This window comes from Pseudomonas sp. UW4, assembly GCF_000316175.1.
GTDB lineage: Bacteria > Pseudomonadota > Gammaproteobacteria > Pseudomonadales > Pseudomonadaceae > Aquipseudomonas > Aquipseudomonas laurylsulfatiphila.
In genome coordinates this window covers 5,343,447-5,359,532 of record NC_019670.1, presented here as the reverse complement: position 1 = coordinate 5,359,532, position 16,086 = coordinate 5,343,447, and the positions used below count along the sequence as shown (strand labels likewise).

18 protein-coding genes are annotated in these 16,086 nt (G+C 59.5%); 15 read left to right on the top strand and 3 right to left on the bottom strand.

What is annotated here, in order from left to right; genetic code table 11:
• Positions 1-129 precede the first annotated feature (129 nt).
• Complete coding sequence (locus PPUTUW4_RS23750; protein WP_015096895.1) at positions 130-1,098, bottom strand: polyprenyl synthetase family protein; 969 nt, start codon at positions 1,096-1,098, stop codon at positions 130-132.
• Positions 1,099-1,338: 240 nt separating this feature from the next.
• Between PPUTUW4_RS23750 and rplU the strand changes: the two genes are divergently transcribed.
• From rplU to PPUTUW4_RS23725, 5 genes are all read left to right on the top strand, one after another.
• Positions 1,339-1,653, top strand: a complete 315-nt coding sequence (gene rplU / locus PPUTUW4_RS23745) for a 50S ribosomal protein L21 (RefSeq protein ID WP_003176051.1) — start codon at positions 1,339-1,341, stop codon at positions 1,651-1,653.
• Between the two features lie 35 nt (positions 1,654-1,688).
• A complete protein-coding gene (gene rpmA, locus PPUTUW4_RS23740) occupies positions 1,689-1,946 on the top strand; it encodes a 50S ribosomal protein L27 (RefSeq protein ID WP_003281574.1) in 258 nt (85 codons plus the stop codon).
• Between the two features lie 195 nt (positions 1,947-2,141).
• Entirely contained in the window at positions 2,142-3,365 is a 1,224-nt protein-coding gene (gene cgtA / locus PPUTUW4_RS23735) for an Obg family GTPase CgtA (protein WP_007970919.1), read from the top strand.
• A gap of 133 nt (positions 3,366-3,498) precedes the next feature.
• Positions 3,499-4,617 carry a glutamate 5-kinase gene (gene proB, locus PPUTUW4_RS23730; RefSeq protein WP_033052220.1) on the top strand — a complete coding sequence of 373 codons (1,119 nt, stop codon included), beginning with the start codon at positions 3,499-3,501 and terminating at the stop codon, positions 4,615-4,617.
• Between the two features lie 12 nt (positions 4,618-4,629).
• Complete coding sequence (locus PPUTUW4_RS23725) at positions 4,630-5,094, top strand: CreA family protein (RefSeq protein ID WP_015096894.1); 465 nt, start codon at positions 4,630-4,632, stop codon at positions 5,092-5,094.
• A 181-nt stretch (positions 5,095-5,275) separates the two neighbouring features.
• Here the strand turns inward: PPUTUW4_RS23725 and rpsT are convergent, their stop codons facing one another.
• Positions 5,276-5,554, bottom strand: coding sequence for a 30S ribosomal protein S20 (gene rpsT, locus PPUTUW4_RS23720; protein WP_007970922.1), 279 nt, complete (start codon positions 5,552-5,554; stop codon positions 5,276-5,278).
• Between the two features lie 252 nt (positions 5,555-5,806).
• Here rpsT and murJ point away from each other — a divergent pair, with 252 nt between their 5' ends.
• From murJ to ispH, 6 genes are all read left to right on the top strand, one after another.
• On the top strand, positions 5,807-7,345 hold the full coding sequence (gene murJ, locus PPUTUW4_RS23715; protein ID WP_015096893.1) for a murein biosynthesis integral membrane protein MurJ: 1,539 nt from the start codon (positions 5,807-5,809) through the stop codon (positions 7,343-7,345).
• A gap of 129 nt (positions 7,346-7,474) precedes the next feature.
• The gene (gene ribF / locus PPUTUW4_RS23710; protein ID WP_007970925.1) at positions 7,475-8,413 is read left to right on the top strand and encodes a bifunctional riboflavin kinase/FAD synthetase; all 939 of its coding nucleotides are present in this window, start codon (positions 7,475-7,477) and stop codon (positions 8,411-8,413) included.
• A gap of 13 nt (positions 8,414-8,426) precedes the next feature.
• Positions 8,427-11,258, top strand: coding sequence for an isoleucine--tRNA ligase (ileS, locus tag PPUTUW4_RS23705; RefSeq protein ID WP_015096891.1), 2,832 nt, complete (start codon positions 8,427-8,429; stop codon positions 11,256-11,258).
• Entirely contained in the window at positions 11,251-11,763 is a 513-nt protein-coding gene (gene lspA / locus PPUTUW4_RS23700; RefSeq protein ID WP_015096890.1) for a signal peptidase II, read from the top strand. Before ileS ends, lspA begins: the two co-directional genes overlap by 8 nt.
• A gap of 7 nt (positions 11,764-11,770) precedes the next feature.
• The gene (gene fkpB, locus PPUTUW4_RS23695; protein WP_173900849.1) at positions 11,771-12,208 is read left to right on the top strand and encodes an FKBP-type peptidyl-prolyl cis-trans isomerase; all 438 of its coding nucleotides are present in this window, start codon (positions 11,771-11,773) and stop codon (positions 12,206-12,208) included.
• 151 nt (positions 12,209-12,359) lie between these two features.
• Positions 12,360-13,307, top strand: coding sequence for a 4-hydroxy-3-methylbut-2-enyl diphosphate reductase (gene ispH, locus PPUTUW4_RS23690; protein WP_015096888.1), 948 nt, complete (start codon positions 12,360-12,362; stop codon positions 13,305-13,307).
• Here ispH and PPUTUW4_RS23685 read toward each other — a convergent pair.
• Complete coding sequence (locus PPUTUW4_RS23685; protein WP_015096887.1) at positions 13,276-13,815, bottom strand: GspH/FimT family protein; 540 nt, start codon at positions 13,813-13,815, stop codon at positions 13,276-13,278. The genes ispH and PPUTUW4_RS23685 overlap by 32 nt on opposite strands.
• Positions 13,816-13,939: 124 nt before the next feature.
• On the opposite strand from PPUTUW4_RS23685, the gene PPUTUW4_RS23680 reads away from it, so the two are divergent.
• Genes PPUTUW4_RS23680 through PPUTUW4_RS23665 form a run of 4 tightly spaced genes read left to right on the top strand, consistent with a single transcriptional unit; the run spans position 13,940 to position 16,053 of the window.
• On the top strand, positions 13,940-14,413 hold the full coding sequence (locus tag PPUTUW4_RS23680; protein WP_015096886.1) for a GspH/FimT family pseudopilin: 474 nt from the start codon (positions 13,940-13,942) through the stop codon (positions 14,411-14,413).
• Positions 14,410-14,859 carry a type IV pilus modification protein PilV gene (gene pilV, locus PPUTUW4_RS23675; protein WP_015096885.1) on the top strand — a complete coding sequence of 150 codons (450 nt, stop codon included), beginning with the start codon at positions 14,410-14,412 and terminating at the stop codon, positions 14,857-14,859. The genes PPUTUW4_RS23680 and pilV overlap by 4 nt, the downstream gene beginning before the upstream one ends.
• On the top strand, positions 14,856-15,563 hold the full coding sequence (locus tag PPUTUW4_RS23670; RefSeq protein WP_015096884.1) for a prepilin-type N-terminal cleavage/methylation domain-containing protein: 708 nt from the start codon (positions 14,856-14,858) through the stop codon (positions 15,561-15,563). The genes pilV and PPUTUW4_RS23670 overlap by 4 nt, the downstream gene beginning before the upstream one ends.
• 10 nt (positions 15,564-15,573) lie before the next feature.
• On the top strand, positions 15,574-16,053 hold the full coding sequence (locus tag PPUTUW4_RS23665) for a PilX N-terminal domain-containing pilus assembly protein (RefSeq protein ID WP_041474956.1): 480 nt from the start codon (positions 15,574-15,576) through the stop codon (positions 16,051-16,053).
• Positions 16,054-16,086: the final 33 nt, after the last annotated feature.

The window sequence follows — 16,086 nt, the reverse complement described above, 5'->3', positions numbered from 1 at the left end:
GGAAAACCTGTGGGGAACATACCTGTGGGAGCGAGCTTGCTCGCGATGGCGTCCTTTCAGTCAACAACAATGTTGAATGTAAGTGCCTAATCGCGAGCAAGCTCGCTCCCACAGGGTTTTGCAGTATTGTCAGTGCGTGCGGGCTACCGCGAACTCACTCAGTTCAACCAGCGCATCGCGGTATTCGCTGGCGGGCAGCGCTTCGAGGCACTTGATCGCGCGGGCCACATAATCGCGGGCCAGTTGCGCGGTGTACTCCAGCGAACCCGAGGCTTCCACGGCTTCGCGGATGCTTTCCAGATCTTCGATTCCGCCTTTCTGGATCGCCTTGCGCACCAGGGCGGCCTGTTCCGGCGTGCCTTCGCGCATGGTGTAGATCAGCGGCAGGGTCGGCTTGCCTTCGGCCAGATCGTCACCGACGTTCTTGCCCAGGGTCTCGGCGTCGCCTTTGTAGTCAAGGAGGTCGTCGACCAGCTGGAAGGCCACCCCCAGGTGATCACCGAATGTACGCAGGGCTTCGGCCTGTTCCGGCGTGGCTTCGCACAGAGCGGCGGCACTGTGGGTCGAGGCTTCGAAGAGCATCGCGGTCTTGCCGCGGATGACTTCCATGTAGGTTTCTTCGGTGGTGCTGGCGTCACGCACCTTCGACAGCTGCAACACTTCGCCTTCGGCGATGATGCGCGTGGCTTGCGAAAGGATCTTCATCACTGGCATGGAACCCAGCTCGACCATCATTTCGAAGGAGCGCGAATACAGGAAGTCACCGACCAGCACGCTTGGCGCGTTGCCCCACATGGCATTGGCGGTCGAGCGGCCACGGCGCATGCCGGACATGTCGACCACGTCGTCATGCAGCAGGGTGGCGGTGTGCAGGAACTCGATGGTGGCGGCCAACAGGCGCAGATCATCGCCTTCACGGCCCAGGGCCTTGCCACACAGCAGCACTAACAAGGGGCGCAGGCGTTTACCGCCGGCCGAGGTGATGTAATCGCCGATTTTCGATACAAGCGGCACCCGCGAAGTCAGCTGCTTCTTGATGATGCCGTCGACGGCGCTAAAATCGTCCGCCACCGCGCGGTAGAAAGCTTGGGGTTGCATCAGCGACAGTCGCTCCAGAAGGGTTGCGCGGCATGCTAGGACCCACGCCAGCAGGTGTCAAGGCGCGATGGACGGCCCCTTGCAAGGCGCTCGTGCCTTGCGTACAATCGCGCACCCTGAACTTCCTGGGCAGCACCTGCCTTACGCAATTGCAAGCGGGCCTTCCAGCCCCATGCAGCCATGCCAGCCAATACCTCTTCTTATAAAGAGCTGGGTGAGCAGGATTATCGGAGAAATACCATGTCTTATGCAGTAATCGTTACTGGCGGCAAGCAGTACAAAGTCGCCCCAGGTGAATACCTGAAGATCGAAAAACTGGAAATCGCTACCGGCGAATCCGTTACCTTTGATCGCGTTCTGTTGGTTGCCAACGGTGACGACGTGAATATCGGCGCTCCAGTTGTTGCTGGCGCTACCGTTGTGGCTGAAGTGATCTCCCAAGGTCGTCACGATAAAGTCCGCATCATCAAGTTCCGTCGCCGTAAGCACCACATGAAGCGTATGGGCCACCGCCAGTGGTACACCGAGATCAAAATCACCGGTATTCAGGCTTAATTTCAGCCTAATTCCTCACTAGGAGAATTGAACTCATGGCACACAAAAAAGCTGGTGGTAGTACCCGTAACGGTCGCGACTCAGAAGCCAAACGCCTTGGCGTGAAGATGTATGGCGGCCAGGCTATCAAAGCAGGCAACATCATCGTGCGTCAGCGCGGTACCCAATTCCACGCTGGCTACGGCGTTGGCATGGGTAAGGATCACACCCTCTTCGCTAAAGTCGAAGGCGTGATCAAGTTTGAAGTAAAAGGCGCCTTCGGTCGTCGTTACGTGAGCGTAGTCGCAGCTTAATTGCGCGATCGCTGGAAAAGCCCTGTCTCGCGACGGGGCTTTTTCGTTTGTGGGGTGAGTCTCTTGCAAAGCTGTTTGTATGGGCTGTCGGCGTACGATGTAGGTGTCGTGGTTTGGGGTCGCTGCGCTCATTTTTGCAAGAGTCTTATGTCTTGATTGTTTTTCGGCTCGTCCGTATGGCGAGAGGCGTTTGTTATGAAGTTTGTTGATGAAGTATCGATTCGAGTAAAGGCCGGTGACGGCGGCAATGGCTGCATGAGTTTCCGTCGCGAAAAGTTCATCGAAAACGGTGGTCCGAACGGTGGTGACGGTGGTGATGGCGGTTCCATCTACATGATGGCCGACGAAAACCTCAATACCCTGGTGGACTACCGTTACACCCGGCACTTCGATGCCGAGCGTGGCTCCAACGGCGGCAGCACCGACTGCACCGGCAAGAAGGGCGAGGATCTGATCCTGCGTGTACCGGTGGGTACTACGGTGATCGACTCGGCCACTCAGGAAGTGATCGGCGACCTGACCAAGGCTGGCCAGAAACTGCTGGTTGCACATGGCGGCTGGCACGGCCTGGGCAACACCCGTTTCAAATCCAGCACCAACCGTGCGCCACGCCAGACTACGCCAGGCAAGCCGGGCGAGCAGCGTGACCTGAAGCTGGAAATGAAAGTACTCGCGGACGTCGGCCTGCTGGGCTTGCCGAACGCCGGTAAAAGTACCTTTATCCGTTCGGTATCGGCCGCCAAGCCGAAAGTGGCCGACTACCCGTTCACCACGCTGGTGCCGAACCTGGGTGTGGTCAGCGTCGATCGCTGGAAAAGCTTCGTGGTCGCGGACATTCCGGGTCTGATCGAAGGTGCTTCCGACGGTGCGGGCCTGGGGATTCGCTTCCTCAAGCACTTGTCGCGTACTCGCTTGCTGTTGCACCTCGTCGACATGGCGCCGCTGGATGAAACCAGTGCTCCGGACGCTGCTGAAGTCATCGTCAGCGAGCTGACCAAGTTCAGCCCGTCCCTGGCGGAGCGCGATCGCTGGTTGATCCTGAACAAGTGCGACCAGATTCTTGATGAGGAGCATGATGCTCGCGTCAAGGAGATCGTCGATCGCCTGGAGTGGACCGGTCCGGTCTACGTGATCTCGGCGATTGCCAAGCAGAACACTGAGCGCCTGTGCCACGACATCATGCGTTACCTGGAAGATCGTGCCGATCGTCTGGCTAACGATCCTGCCTACAAGGAAGAGCTGGCCGAACTCGATCAGCGCATCGAAGATGAAGCCCGTGCCCAGTTGCAGGCGCTGGACGACCAGCGTGCGCTGCGTCGCAGCGGCGTGAAGTCGGTCCACGACATCGGTGACGATGATTGGGACGAAGAAGATGTGGATGACGAAGACGGTCCGGAAATCATTTACGTGCGTGACTGATTCGTTGCGATAAACTTAAGCGCCGCTCAATCGAGCGGCGTTTTAGTATCTGTAAATCGTTGGTCGCGAATAGCCACGAATAACGTCACGGGCAGTGCCAGGTCGCGCTGTCCTCAAGCTAAGGTTGAAGATGATGCGGAGCAAGGTGACAGGTGCGCAGCGTTGGGTCGTGAAGATCGGCAGCGCTTTGCTGACGGCGGACGGCAAGGGCCTGGATCGCGCGGCAATGGGTGTCTGGGTTGAGCAGATGGTGGCCTTGCATGAGGCGGGTGTCGAGCTGGTGCTGGTGTCCTCCGGGGCGGTGGCGGCCGGTATGAGCCGCTTGGGCTGGACTTCGCGACCCAGTGCGATGCACGAGCTTCAGGCCGCTGCTGCAATCGGCCAGATGGGGCTGGTGCAGGCCTGGGAGTCGAGCTTTGCCGAGCACGGTCGGCATACTGCGCAGATTCTCCTGACTCACGACGACCTGTCCGACCGCAAGCGCTACCTGAACGCCCGCAGTACCTTGCGCGCATTGGTCGAGCTCAAGGTTATTCCGGTCATCAACGAGAATGACACCGTGGTTACCGACGAAATCCGTTTCGGCGATAACGACACCCTGGCGGCGCTGGTGGCGAACCTGGTCGAGGCGGATTTGCTGGTGATCCTGACGGATCGCGATGGCATGTTCGACGCTGATCCGCGCAACAATCCGGATGCCCAGCTGATTTACGAAGCGCGTGCCGATGATCCGGCGCTCGATGCGGTGGCGGGCGGTACGGGCGGGGCGCTGGGGCGTGGTGGTATGCAGACCAAGCTGCGTGCGGCGCGTCTGGCGGCCCGTTCCGGCGCTCACACCATTATCGTGGGTGGGCGGCTTGAGCGTGTGCTGGATCGCCTCAAGGCGGGCGAACGTATCGGTACCCTGCTGTCGCCGGAGCGTGGCATGCTGGCGGCGCGCAAGCAGTGGCTGGCCGGTCATCTGCAAACCCGTGGCACCCTGGTGCTGGATGCCGGTGCGGTGACTGCGTTGTCCGAGGGCAACAAGAGCTTGCTGCCGGTTGGGGTCAAATTGGTGCAGGGCAGCTTCCGTCGCGGCGAGATGGTCGTCTGCGTGGCGCCGGACGGTCGTGAGATTGCCCGCGGCCTGGCCAACTACAGTGCGCTGGAAGCGCAAAAAATCATCGGTCAGTCGTCCGAGGCGATTGTCGGTCTGCTGGGTTACATGGCGGAACCGGAACTGGTTCATCGCGATAACCTGATCCTGGTCTGAAGGAATACCTGAATGCGCGTGGCAAAAGGATTATTGGGATTGCTGTTGGCGATGCCGCTGTTGGCTTCGGCCGAGGAAATCGGCCAGGTGTCGACGGTGTTCAAGTTCGTCGGGCCAAATGACCGGATCGTGGTCGAGGCCTTTGATGATCCTAAGGTCGAGGGTGTGACCTGCTACCTGTCGCGCGCCAAGACGGGCGGGGTCAAGGGTGGTCTTGGGCTGGCCGAAGATCGTGCCGAGGCGTCCATCGCCTGCCGGCAGGTCGGGCCGATCAGCTTCAAGGGTGAGCTCAAGGATGGCGACGAGGTATTCAAGGAGCGCACGTCCCTGGTGTTCAAGACCATGCAGGTGGTGCGCTTCCTCGACAAGAAGCGCAATACGCTGGTGTACCTGGTGTACAGCGATCGCTTGATCGAGGGCAGTCCGCAGAATGCGGTGACGGCGATTCCGATTCTGCCGTGGGCGCACGCCCAATAAGCTAGCGCAGATCCAGATGTGGGAGCGGGCTTGCTCGCGAAAGCGTTGAATCAGTCAATATTGATGTCGACTGACATGCCGCCTTCGCGAGCAAGCCCGCTCCCACAGTTTTTTGTGTGTTCATTAAATCGCGGGCAATAAAAAACCGACCCTGAGGTCGGTTTTTTAATGAGCGTGTCGCTTAGGCAGCAGCGGCAACGTTCAGGGCCTTGACGTGGCCATTCAGGCGGCTCTTATGACGAGCGGCCTTGTTCTTGTGGATGATGCCTTTATCGGCCATACGGTCGATAACTGGCACAGCCAGAACGTAAGCGGCTTGAGCTTTGGCAGCGTCTTTTGCGTCGATGGCCTTAACTACATTCTTGATGTAGGTACGAACCATGGAACGCAGGCTGGCGTTGTGGCTGCGACGCTTCTCAGCCTGTTTTGCACGTTTTTTGGCGGAAGGTGAGTTGGCCACCGTCGAGCTCCTCGAAAGACTTTTTAGGAAATAGCAAACAAAATAGGCCGCGAATCATGCCGATGAGTTGAAGTCTTGTCAAGGGCGCTTGAAACGTTCCGCTAAGTGGTAGGCGTGGTGCGACGGGATATTTCTTTCCGGCGTGTGACCTGTAAACTCGCGAGCTTTGGCTCTGTGCTGTTGCGGCGCGGAGTATCGCACAAGTAGGCGCTTAGTTCGCCTGCTGTTTATCGACAGGCACAAACTCTTTCCATGAATCTGCTCAAATCGTTGGCCGCCGTCAGCTCTATCACGATGCTTTCCCGGATTCTGGGATTTGTCCGAGACACCCTCATCGCGCGCACATTTGGCGCAGGAATGGCAACTGACGCCTTCTTTATCGCCTTCAAATTACCCAATCTGCTGCGGCGAATCTTTGCCGAGGGGGCGTTTTCCCAGGCGTTCGTGCCGATTCTTGCCGAATATAAAAGCCAGCAGGGCGAAGAGGCGACGCGTACCTTCATTGCCTACGTTTCGGGCCTGCTGACGCTGGTACTGGCGCTGGTCACGGTGTTGGGCATGATCGCCGCGCCATGGGTCATCTGGGTCACCGCGCCGGGTTTCACCGACACGCCGGAAAAATTCGAACTGACCTCCAGCCTGTTGCGGGTGACCTTTCCCTACATCCTGCTGATTTCCCTGTCGTCGTTGGCCGGCGCGATCCTCAATACCTGGAACCGCTTTTCGGTGCCCGCCTTCGTGCCGACCCTGCTGAACGTCAGCATGATCATCTTTTCGGTGTTTTTGACGCCGTACTTCGATCCGCCCGTCATGGCGCTCGGCTGGGCGGTACTGGTCGGCGGCCTGGCGCAGTTGCTCTATCAGCTGCCGCACCTGAAAAAGATCGGCATGCTCGTACTGCCGCGTCTGAACCTGCGTGACAGCGGTGTGTGGCGCGTCATGAAGCAAATGTTGCCGGCCATTCTCGGTGTCTCGGTGAGCCAGATTTCGCTGATCATCAACACTATCTTCGCGTCTTTCCTGGTTGCCGGTTCCGTGTCGTGGATGTACTACGCCGACCGTTTGATGGAGCTGCCGTCCGGAGTGTTGGGCGTGGCGTTGGGGACGATTTTGCTGCCGACCCTGGCCAAGACCTACGCCAGCAAGGATCGCCACGAATACTCGCGCATCCTCGATTGGGGCCTGCGTCTATGCTTCGTGCTGGTATTGCCTTGCGCCCTGGCGCTGGGGATTCTGGCCGAACCGCTGACGGTTTCCCTGTTCCAGTATGGTCAGTTCGATGCCCATGATGCGGCCATGACCCAGCGTGCGTTGATCGCCTATTCCGTGGGGTTGCTCGGGATTATCGTGATTAAAGTGCTGGCGCCGGGCTTTTATGCGCAACAAAACATCCGCACGCCGGTTAAAATCGCAATTTTCACTCTGGTCGTCACTCAGCTGTTTAACCTGTTGCTGATCGGTCCTTTGGCTCACGCGGGCCTGGCGCTCGCCATCAGTGCTGGCGCCTGCCTCAATGCGGGGTTGCTCTTTTATCAACTGCGTAAACAGCAGATGTACCAGCCGCAACCAGGCTGGACAAAGTTCGGCTTCAAGCTGGTGATTGCGGTGGCGGTGATGTCTGGCGTGTTGCTGGCAGGGATGCATTTCATGCCGGCCTGGGGTGAAGGGCAGATGCTTGAGCGTTTCCTGCGTCTGGGTGCCTTGGTTGTTGCCGGTGTGGTGGCTTATTTCGGCATGTTAGTGTTGATGGGTTTCCGTTTGCGCGACTTCAATCGCAAGACGCTTGGCTGAGGTTTTGGCCTCGATAAACACGGGCGGGCCGGCGGTTTTGTCGGCTTGATCACTTTGGGTTACGGTGTTGCCTGTCGTCGGCCGCCGGGTGTGGTTATAATCGACCACTTTATGAGCAAGAAGCGCGTTATGCAGCTGGTTCGAGGCCTCCACAATCTGCGCCCCCAGCATCGGGGCTGTGTCGCCACTATTGGCAACTTTGACGGTGTACACCGTGGCCACCAGGCTATCCTGGCGCGGCTGCGTGAGCGTGCGCTCGAGTTGGGTGTGCCCAGTTGCGTGGTGATTTTCGAGCCGCAACCGCGCGAGTTCTTCGCTCCGGAGACCGCACCGGCCCGTCTGGCCCGTCTGCGGGACAAGCTGCAATTGTTGGCCGCCGAAGGCGTCGACCGCGTTCTGTGCCTGGCTTTCAACCAGCGCCTGAGCAAACTCAGCGCCAGCGAGTTCGTCGATACCATTCTGGTCGATGGCCTGGGTGTCCAGCACCTGGAGGTCGGTGATGACTTCCGTTTCGGTTGTGACCGCGCGGGAGATTTCGATTTCCTGCTACAGGCCGGCATCCTTCAGGGATTTACCGTCGAAGCGGCGCAAACCGTCGAGCTGGATGGCATCCGGGTCAGCAGCACGCAGGTCCGCAATGCCCTGGCCGCCGCGGATTTCGCCCTGGCCGAACGCCTCCTCGGGCGGCCGTACCGGATCGCCGGTCGCGTATTGCATGGCCAGAAGCTTGCTCGGCAGTTGGGTACGCCCACGGCCAACATACAACTCAAGCGCCGTCGCGTACCGTTTACCGGGGTTTACCTGGTGGATGTCGAGATCGATGGCAAGACCTGGCCCGGCGTCGCCAATATCGGCGTGCGGCCCACGGTTCAAGGTGATGGCAAAGCCCACCTGGAAGTGCATCTTTTAGATTTTGCCGGCGATCTGTATGACCGGCGTTTAACGGTGGTTTTCCACCACAAGCTGCGTGAAGAGCAGCGTTTCGCCTCTCTGGAGGCACTGAAAACGGCGATCAGCGCGGATGTCGCCGCCGCCCGTGCACTAGCCGCACCTAGCGCCCATCGCTAATGAAGAGCCTTAAATGACCGACTATAAAGCCACGCTAAACCTTCCGGACACCGCCTTCCCAATGAAGGCCGGCCTGCCACAGCGCGAACCGCAGATCCTGCAGCGCTGGGACAGTATTGGCCTGTACGGAAAGTTGCGCGAAATTGGCAAGGATCGTCCGAAGTTCGTATTGCACGACGGCCCTCCGTACGCCAACGGCACGATTCACATCGGTCATGCGCTGAACAAGATTCTCAAGGACATGATCATCCGCTCGAAGACCCTGTCGGGCTTCGACGCACCTTATGTCCCGGGCTGGGACTGCCACGGCCTGCCGATCGAGCACAAGGTCGAGGTGACCCACGGCAAGAACCTGGGCGCGGACAAGACCCGCGAACTGTGCCGCGCCTATGCCACCGAGCAGATCGAAGGGCAGAAATCCGAGTTCATCCGTCTGGGCGTGCTGGGCGACTTCGCCAACCCGTACAAGACCATGGACTTCAAGAACGAGGCCGGGGAAATCCGTGCCCTGGCTGAAATCGTCAAGGGCGGTTTCGTGTTCAAGGGCTTGAAACCCGTGAACTGGTGCTTCGACTGCGGTTCGGCCCTGGCTGAAGCGGAAGTCGAGTACGAGAACAAAAAGTCCTCGACCATCGACGTGGCCTTCCCGATTGTCGACGAAGCCAAGCTGGCCGCCGCCTTCGGTCTGCCTGCCCTGGGCAAGCCGGCCTCGATCGTGATCTGGACCACCACCCCGTGGACCATCCCGGCCAACCAGGCGTTGAACGTCCACCCGGAATTCAACTACGCCCTGGTCGATGTCGGCGACAAGCTGCTGGTGCTGGCTGAAGAGCTGGTCGAGTCGTGCCTGGCGCGCTACTCGCTGGAAGGTTCGGTGATCGCTACCGCCGCTGGTTCGGCGCTGGAACTGATCAACTTCCGTCACCCGTTCTACGACCGCCTGTCGCCGGTATACCTGGCTGACTACGTCGAGCTGGGCGCAGGCACTGGCGTGGTTCACTCCGCACCGGCCTATGGCGTGGACGACTTCGTGACCTGCAAGAAGTACGGCATGGTCAACGACGATATTCTCAACCCGGTACAAAGCAACGGCGTGTACGTGCCTTCGCTGGAGTTCTTCGGCGGCCAGTTCATCTGGAAGGCCAACCCGGCCATCGTCGACAAATTGACCGAAGTCGGTGCGCTGCTGCACACCACCGTCATCGAACACAGCTACATGCACTGCTGGCGCCACAAGACTCCGCTGATCTACCGCGCTACCGCGCAGTGGTTCATCGGCATGGACAAGCAGCCGACCACCGGCGACACCCTGCGCCAGCGCTCGCTCAAGGCCATTGAAGACACCCAGTTCGTCCCGGCCTGGGGCCAGGCGCGCCTGCACTCGATGATCGCCAACCGTCCGGACTGGTGCATCTCCCGTCAGCGTAACTGGGGCGTGCCAATCCCGTTCTTCCTGAACAAGGAAAGCGGCGAACTGCACCCACGCACCGTCGAGCTGATGGAAGAAGTTGCCAAGCGCGTCGAAGTCGAAGGCATCGAAGCCTGGTTCAAGCTGGACGCCGCCGAGCTGCTGGGCGCCGAAGCGCCGCAGTACGACAAGATCAGCGACACCCTGGACGTCTGGTTCGATTCGGGCACCACGCACTGGCACGTCCTGCGCGGTTCGCACCCGATGGGCCACGAAACCGGCCCGCGTGCCGACCTGTACCTGGAAGGCTCGGACCAACACCGCGGCTGGTTCCACTCGTCGCTGCTGACCGGTTGCGCCATCGACAACCACGCGCCGTACCGCGAGCTGCTGACCCACGGCTTCACCGTCGACGAGTCCGGCCGCAAGATGTCCAAGTCCCTGGGCAACGTGATCGCGCCGCAGAAAGTCAACGACACCCTGGGCGCCGACATCATGCGCCTGTGGGTTGCCTCGACCGATTACTCGGGTGAAATGGCCGTTTCCGAGCAGATCCTGCAACGCAGTGCGGACGCCTACCGGCGTATCCGTAACACCGCGCGCTTCCTGCTGTCGAACCTGACCGGTTTCAACCCGGCCACCGACCTGCTGCCGGCTGAAGAAATGCTGGCGCTGGACCGTTGGGCCGTGGATCGCACACTGCTGCTGCAACGCGAGCTGCAAGAACACTACAGTGAATACCGCTTCTGGAACGTGTACTCGAAGATCCACAACTTCTGCGTGCAGGAGCTCGGTGGCTTCTATCTCGACATCATCAAGGATCGCCAGTACACCACCGGCGCCGACAGCAAGGCCCGCCGTTCGTGCCAGACTGCGCTGTTCCACATCTCCGAAGCGCTGGTGCGCTGGATCGCGCCGATCCTGGCGTTCACCGCCGACGAACTGTGGCAGTACCTGCCGGGCGAGCGTAACGAGTCCGTCATGCTCAACACCTGGTACGAAGGCCTGAGCGAACTGCCGGAAGGCTTCGAGCTGGGTCGCGCCTACTGGGACCGCATCATGGAAGTGAAGGTCGCGGTCAACAAAGAGATGGAAATCCAGCGTGCTGCCAAGGCTGTCGGTGGCAACCTGCAAGCCGAAGTGACGCTGTTCGCCGAAGACGCGCTGACTGCCGACCTGGCCAAGCTGAGCAACGAACTGCGTTTCGTGCTGATCACCTCGACTGCCAGCGTTGCACCGTTTGTGAAGGCACCAGAGGACGCGGTCGCTACTGAAGTCAGCGGCCTGAAGCTGAAGATCGTCAAGTCGGCCCACGCCAAATGCGCTCGTTGCTGGCATTGCCGCGAAGACGTCGGCGTGAACCCGGAGCATCCGGAAATCTGCGGTCGTTGCGTGGACAACATCAGCGGCGCTGGCGAGGTCCGTCACTATGCCTAATGCCGTTGGCCGTTTCGGACGGCTGAGCTGGCTCTGGTTGAGTTTGCTGGTACTGGTCATCGACCAGGCCAGCAAGTTCTACTTCGAAGGCAAGCTCCAGATGTACCAGCAGATCGTGATCATCCCCGATTACTTCAGCTGGACCCTGGCCTACAACACTGGCGCGGCGTTCAGCTTCCTGGCTGACAGCTCCGGCTGGCAGCGCTGGTTGTTCGCCTTGATCGCGGTGGTGGTCAGTGCGGTGCTGGTGGTATGGCTCAAGCGTCTGGGGCGCAACGAGACCTGGCTGGCGGTCGCGCTGGCGCTGGTGCTCGGCGGCGCGCTGGGCAATCTGTATGACCGCGTTGCCCTGGGGCATGTGATCGATTTCATTCTGGTGCACTGGCAGAACCGCTGGTATTTCCCGGCGTTCAACTTTGCCGACAGTGCAATCACGGTAGGTGCTGTCATGCTGGCACTGGATATGTTCAAAAGTAAAAAGACCGGAGAAACCGTTCATGACTGAACAGGTATTGGCTGAGCAACGCATCGGCCAGAACACGGAAGTCACCTTGCATTTCGCATTGCGCCTGGAGAATGGCGACACGGTGGACAGCACCTTCGACAAAGCCCCTGCGACCTTCAAGGTCGGTGACGGCAACCTGTTGCCAGGTTTCGAAGCAGCCCTGTTCGGTTTCAAGGCCGGTGACAAGCGTACACTGAGCATCGAGCCGGAAAACGCTTTCGGCCAGCCGAACCCGCAAAACGTGCAGATCATTCCGCGCTCGCAGTTTGCAGACATGGAACTGTCGCCGGGTTTGCTGGTGATCTTCAACGATGCGGCCAATACTGAACTGCCGGGCGTGGTGAAAGAGTTCGACGACGCGCAAGTGACCATCGACTTCAACCACCCGCTGGCGGGCAAGACGCTGACCTTTGACGTCGAGATCATCAACGTCAAAGCGCTGTAACTGACCGGACAGGGTCAAAGTGTGGGAGCGAGCCTGCTCGCGAAGGCTGACTGACATTCAATATTGATGTCGTCTGACACACCGCTTTCGCGAGCAGGCTCGCTCCCACAGTGTTTTTCATTGTTTTCGCGCGTAAGACACGAGGCACAGCATGCAAATCAAACTCGCCAACCCCCGTGGCTTCTGCGCCGGTGTGGACCGGGCGATCGAAATCGTCAACCGCGCCCTGGAAGTTTTCGGGCCGCCGATCTATGTGCGTCACGAAGTGGTCCACAACAAATTTGTCGTCGAAGACCTGCGCTCCCGTGGCGCGATCTTTGTCGAAGAATTGGATCAGGTGCCGGACGACGTCATTGTGATCTTCAGTGCACACGGCGTCTCCCAGGCCGTGCGCAGCGAAGCGGCTGGTCGCGGGCTGAAAGTGTTCGATGCCACGTGCCCGCTGGTGACCAAAGTCCACATCGAAGTGGCGCGCTACAGCCGTGACGGCCGAGAGTGCATTCTCATCGGCCACGCCGGTCACCCGGAAGTCGAAGGCACCATGGGCCAGTACGATGCCAGCAACGGTGGCGCGATCTACCTGGTCGAAGACGAGAAAGATGTCGCGGCGTTGCAGGTGAACAACCCTGAAAAGCTCGCCTTCGTGACCCAGACCACCTTGTCGATGGACGATACCAGTCGTGTTATCGACGCTCTGCGTTCGCGTTTCCCTGCCATCGGTGGACCGCGCAAGGACGACATTTGCTACGCCACGCAGAACCGTCAGGACGCGGTCAAGCAACTGGCCGACGAGTGTGATGTGGTGCTGGTGGTCGGCAGCCCGAACAGCTCCAACTCCAATCGCTTGCGCGAACTGGCAGAGCGCATGTCCACTCCGGCCTACCTGATCGACGGTGCCGAAGACCTGCAAAAGAGCTGGTTCGACGGCGTCGAGCGTATCGGCATCACCGCTGGCGCATCCGCCCCGGAAGTCCTGGTGCGCGGCGTGATCCAGCAGTTGCAGGCCTGGGGTGCCACCGGTGCCGATGAGCTGGCCGGTCGCGAGGAGAACATCACGTTCTCGATGCCTAAAGAACTGCGCGTTCGCTCGTTGCTCTGAATTCAGTCCTTTTTTCGCATAACGCCTGCTCAACCTTGTTGTTGCGCAGGCTGACGCGACCGGTCCGTGCCAACACCACTTGATGTTGGCTTACCGGTTCGCGAACCGCGCAAATGTGTAACGTCCCTCCAAACAGTGCTTCGCCCTGACCTTTGAATCGTATTGAGCTTTCGACCTGACCGTTCCCCGCAATCGATATGCGTGCGCCGCTCTGGCGTTCGGCCAGCAGTGGATTGTCGCTGTCCATCTCCCCTTTGCCGCTGATATCCAGGATCATCCGCCAGCCTTGGCTCCAGTCGCCATTGATGCCGTGAATCACCACGGCCTGGTTGCGGACGATGGCTTCGCTCCGGGCGGTGCGAATACCACTGAAAAGAGCCTGCGCCGCTTGCTGTCTTTGGTTCGACTCGATCAGCGTTGCGAACGCCGGAGTGACCAGAAGCAGAACAATTCCTGTAATTGCCAGTCCCATGAGCAGTTCGATCAGGCTGAAGCCGTGTTGTCGCATGATATTTCCCTCCGTGGCGTGCTGTGGCTCGCGCAATCCGTGCGCGAGAAATGGCAACGCACAGCATCGTTCGAACGTTGTGCTGCGCAACAGCAGGTATAGCCGAAGGAAACAGAAGGGCCCGATGGAGCATCGTACAAAAGGTTTCACGCTGATCGAGTTGTTGGTCGCGCTCGCGATTCTTCTGATCCTGCTGACTATGGCCGTCCCGGCGTTTACCCGCTCGACGCAGACAACCAGGGCTGATACCGAAATCGCGGACCTGAAACGAGCGTTGAATGTTGCCCGGCTCGAAGCCATCGATCGGGGCAATACCACGCGTGTGCGGCCGACAGCCGGCGGGGATGTCTGGAGTGGGGAGCTGGCGATTTACGACGGTACTGGCGCTTTGGCCAATGTATTGCGGGTTGTTCCGGCGATGAGCAACGGCGCAACTCTGGCGCTAACCTCTGGCGTCACTGCCATCGATTTCAACAGTCTGGGCGGATTGTCATCACCGTCCTCGGAGGTGGTGATCAGCTATGGGCGAGGAGCACAAAGCAGGACGCTGACAGTGTGTTTGAACGGCCGAATTCTATTGGGTGGACGTTGCGGATGAGAGCAGGGATGCAAGGCTCGCAGGAGGGCATGACGCTGGTCGAAGTCCTGGTGGCGTTAGTCATTCTGGGAGTGGGGTTGCTGGGCGCAGCGGCGTTTCAGCTCAATGCGCTGAAGTACACGGACAGCGCGCGCATGACCAGTCAGGCCAGTTTTATCGCCTACGACATGCTGGACCGTATTCGCGCCAATGCCGCTGCGGACTACACCATTGCGCCTCCGGCTTCGGGCAATCCAGACGTTGCCCGGGATCAGGACCTCTTTGACTTCAATGCCAACATTGTCAGCTCGCTCGGTGCATCCGCGACCGGCAGTGTCACTGTCAATCAGCAGGTGTACACCATCACGATTACCTGGGACGACTCACGGGCTGCCAATGCTGCCGACTCGCGGCGCAGCTTTGTCCTGAGCAGCCGGACGGCCATTGATCCGGTGGTGATCCCGTGAGCCGGCGTAGCAGAGGCTTTGGCCTGGTCGAGTTGCTGATCGCCCTGGCATTGAGCCTGATCGTGGTGCTGGGCGTGGTGCAGGTTTTCATCGCGGCCAAGAACACCTATCTCAGTCAGAATGCGGCCGCGAACATGCAGGAGGATGCACGTTTCGTGTTGAGCAAAATGATCAAGGAAATCCGCATGGTCGGGATGTTCGGTTGTCTGGAAACGATCACTGATTCAAGTGAGAAAGGTGATTTCCATGCCAGTCGCACAACGCCGATCCGTTGGGACAATGGCAGTCGCAGTTTGACGCTGGTTATGGCGGATGTCGGCGGTAATGGCGACAAACCGGACTGGACCGTGCTTTCCGATTGTAGAACCCATTCGACGGCCTACAGTGAAGGCCGGACGCCAGCGGCAGGGCAGCAGGCATTTCCGATCCGGCGGCTGACTTACAGGTTCAGCAACAACCAATTGCTCATGAAGGGCGGGGCCGCAGCAGACCAGATACTGGTGGACAATGTCGGCGCTTTCGACGTGAGCTTCGGCTTGGCCAGCACGGCCACTGATCTGGCAGCATCGCGCTACAGCAGCAACCCGCCGGACCCCGCGCTGATTCGTAGCGTACGCCTGAGCCTGACCCTCACCGATCCGAGTCGCCGGGTGAGCGATCAAACCTTCAACGTGGTTGCCGCTCTGCGCAACCGCTTGCCATGAGGAGATACCATTGAGTCGTTCTCCCGAGACGTATTACACCCAGCGCGGCATGGCGCTGCTGGTCAGTCTGGTGTTCTTGCTCTTGCTGACGCTGATTGGTCTTTCCTCGATGCAGAGTGCGACCCTGCAGGAAAAAATGGCCGGTAGCGTCGCCTTGCACAACCAGTCGTTCCAGAGCGCCGAGGCAGCATTGCGGGTGGGCGAGAGTGGAGTGCAACGGGACAGTTATGCGCTACCTGTTTGCAGCGGCATCGTTCAATGTGCACCACCGTCCGAGTCCTCGACCATTACCGCAGCCGGCTTCAACGCCACTTCCGGAGTGACCTGGATTGCATCGGGCAAGGGTTTTTATGGCGTGCAAAACATCGGTGTCAGCAAGAAGGCGGTGAATGTGCCAATCAATACCCCGGCGACCTTGTATCGGGTAACGGCAGTCGGCATCGCGGGTCATTCGCGCAGTGTGGTGGAGAGTATCTATGCGAAGTACTGAGCGACCTGTCAGGTTATGGTCACACCTGCTCGG

What these genes read in the sequence shown, in the direction of transcription:
- PPUTUW4_RS23750 (WP_015096895.1), bottom strand. Translation starts at nt 1,098, where the DNA reads ATGCAACCCCAAGCTTTCTACCGCGCGGTGGCGGACGATTTTAGCGCC.
- rplU (WP_003176051.1), top strand. Translation starts at nt 1,339, where the DNA reads ATGTCTTATGCAGTAATCGTTACTGGCGGCAAGCAGTACAAAGTCGCC.
- rpmA (WP_003281574.1), top strand. Translation starts at nt 1,689, where the DNA reads ATGGCACACAAAAAAGCTGGTGGTAGTACCCGTAACGGTCGCGACTCA.
- cgtA (WP_007970919.1), top strand. Translation starts at nt 2,142, where the DNA reads ATGAAGTTTGTTGATGAAGTATCGATTCGAGTAAAGGCCGGTGACGGC.
- proB (WP_033052220.1), top strand. Translation starts at nt 3,499, where the DNA reads ATGCGGAGCAAGGTGACAGGTGCGCAGCGTTGGGTCGTGAAGATCGGC.
- PPUTUW4_RS23725 (WP_015096894.1), top strand. Translation starts at nt 4,630, where the DNA reads ATGCGCGTGGCAAAAGGATTATTGGGATTGCTGTTGGCGATGCCGCTG.
- murJ (WP_015096893.1), top strand. Translation starts at nt 5,807, where the DNA reads ATGAATCTGCTCAAATCGTTGGCCGCCGTCAGCTCTATCACGATGCTT.
- ribF (WP_007970925.1), top strand. Translation starts at nt 7,475, where the DNA reads ATGCAGCTGGTTCGAGGCCTCCACAATCTGCGCCCCCAGCATCGGGGC.
- ileS (WP_015096891.1), top strand. Translation starts at nt 8,427, where the DNA reads ATGACCGACTATAAAGCCACGCTAAACCTTCCGGACACCGCCTTCCCA.
- lspA (WP_015096890.1), top strand. Translation starts at nt 11,251, where the DNA reads ATGCCTAATGCCGTTGGCCGTTTCGGACGGCTGAGCTGGCTCTGGTTG.
- ispH (WP_015096888.1), top strand. Translation starts at nt 12,360, where the DNA reads ATGCAAATCAAACTCGCCAACCCCCGTGGCTTCTGCGCCGGTGTGGAC.
- PPUTUW4_RS23685 (WP_015096887.1), bottom strand. Translation starts at nt 13,815, where the DNA reads ATGCGACAACACGGCTTCAGCCTGATCGAACTGCTCATGGGACTGGCA.
- PPUTUW4_RS23680 (WP_015096886.1), top strand. Translation starts at nt 13,940, where the DNA reads ATGGAGCATCGTACAAAAGGTTTCACGCTGATCGAGTTGTTGGTCGCG.
- pilV (WP_015096885.1), top strand. Translation starts at nt 14,410, where the DNA reads ATGAGAGCAGGGATGCAAGGCTCGCAGGAGGGCATGACGCTGGTCGAA.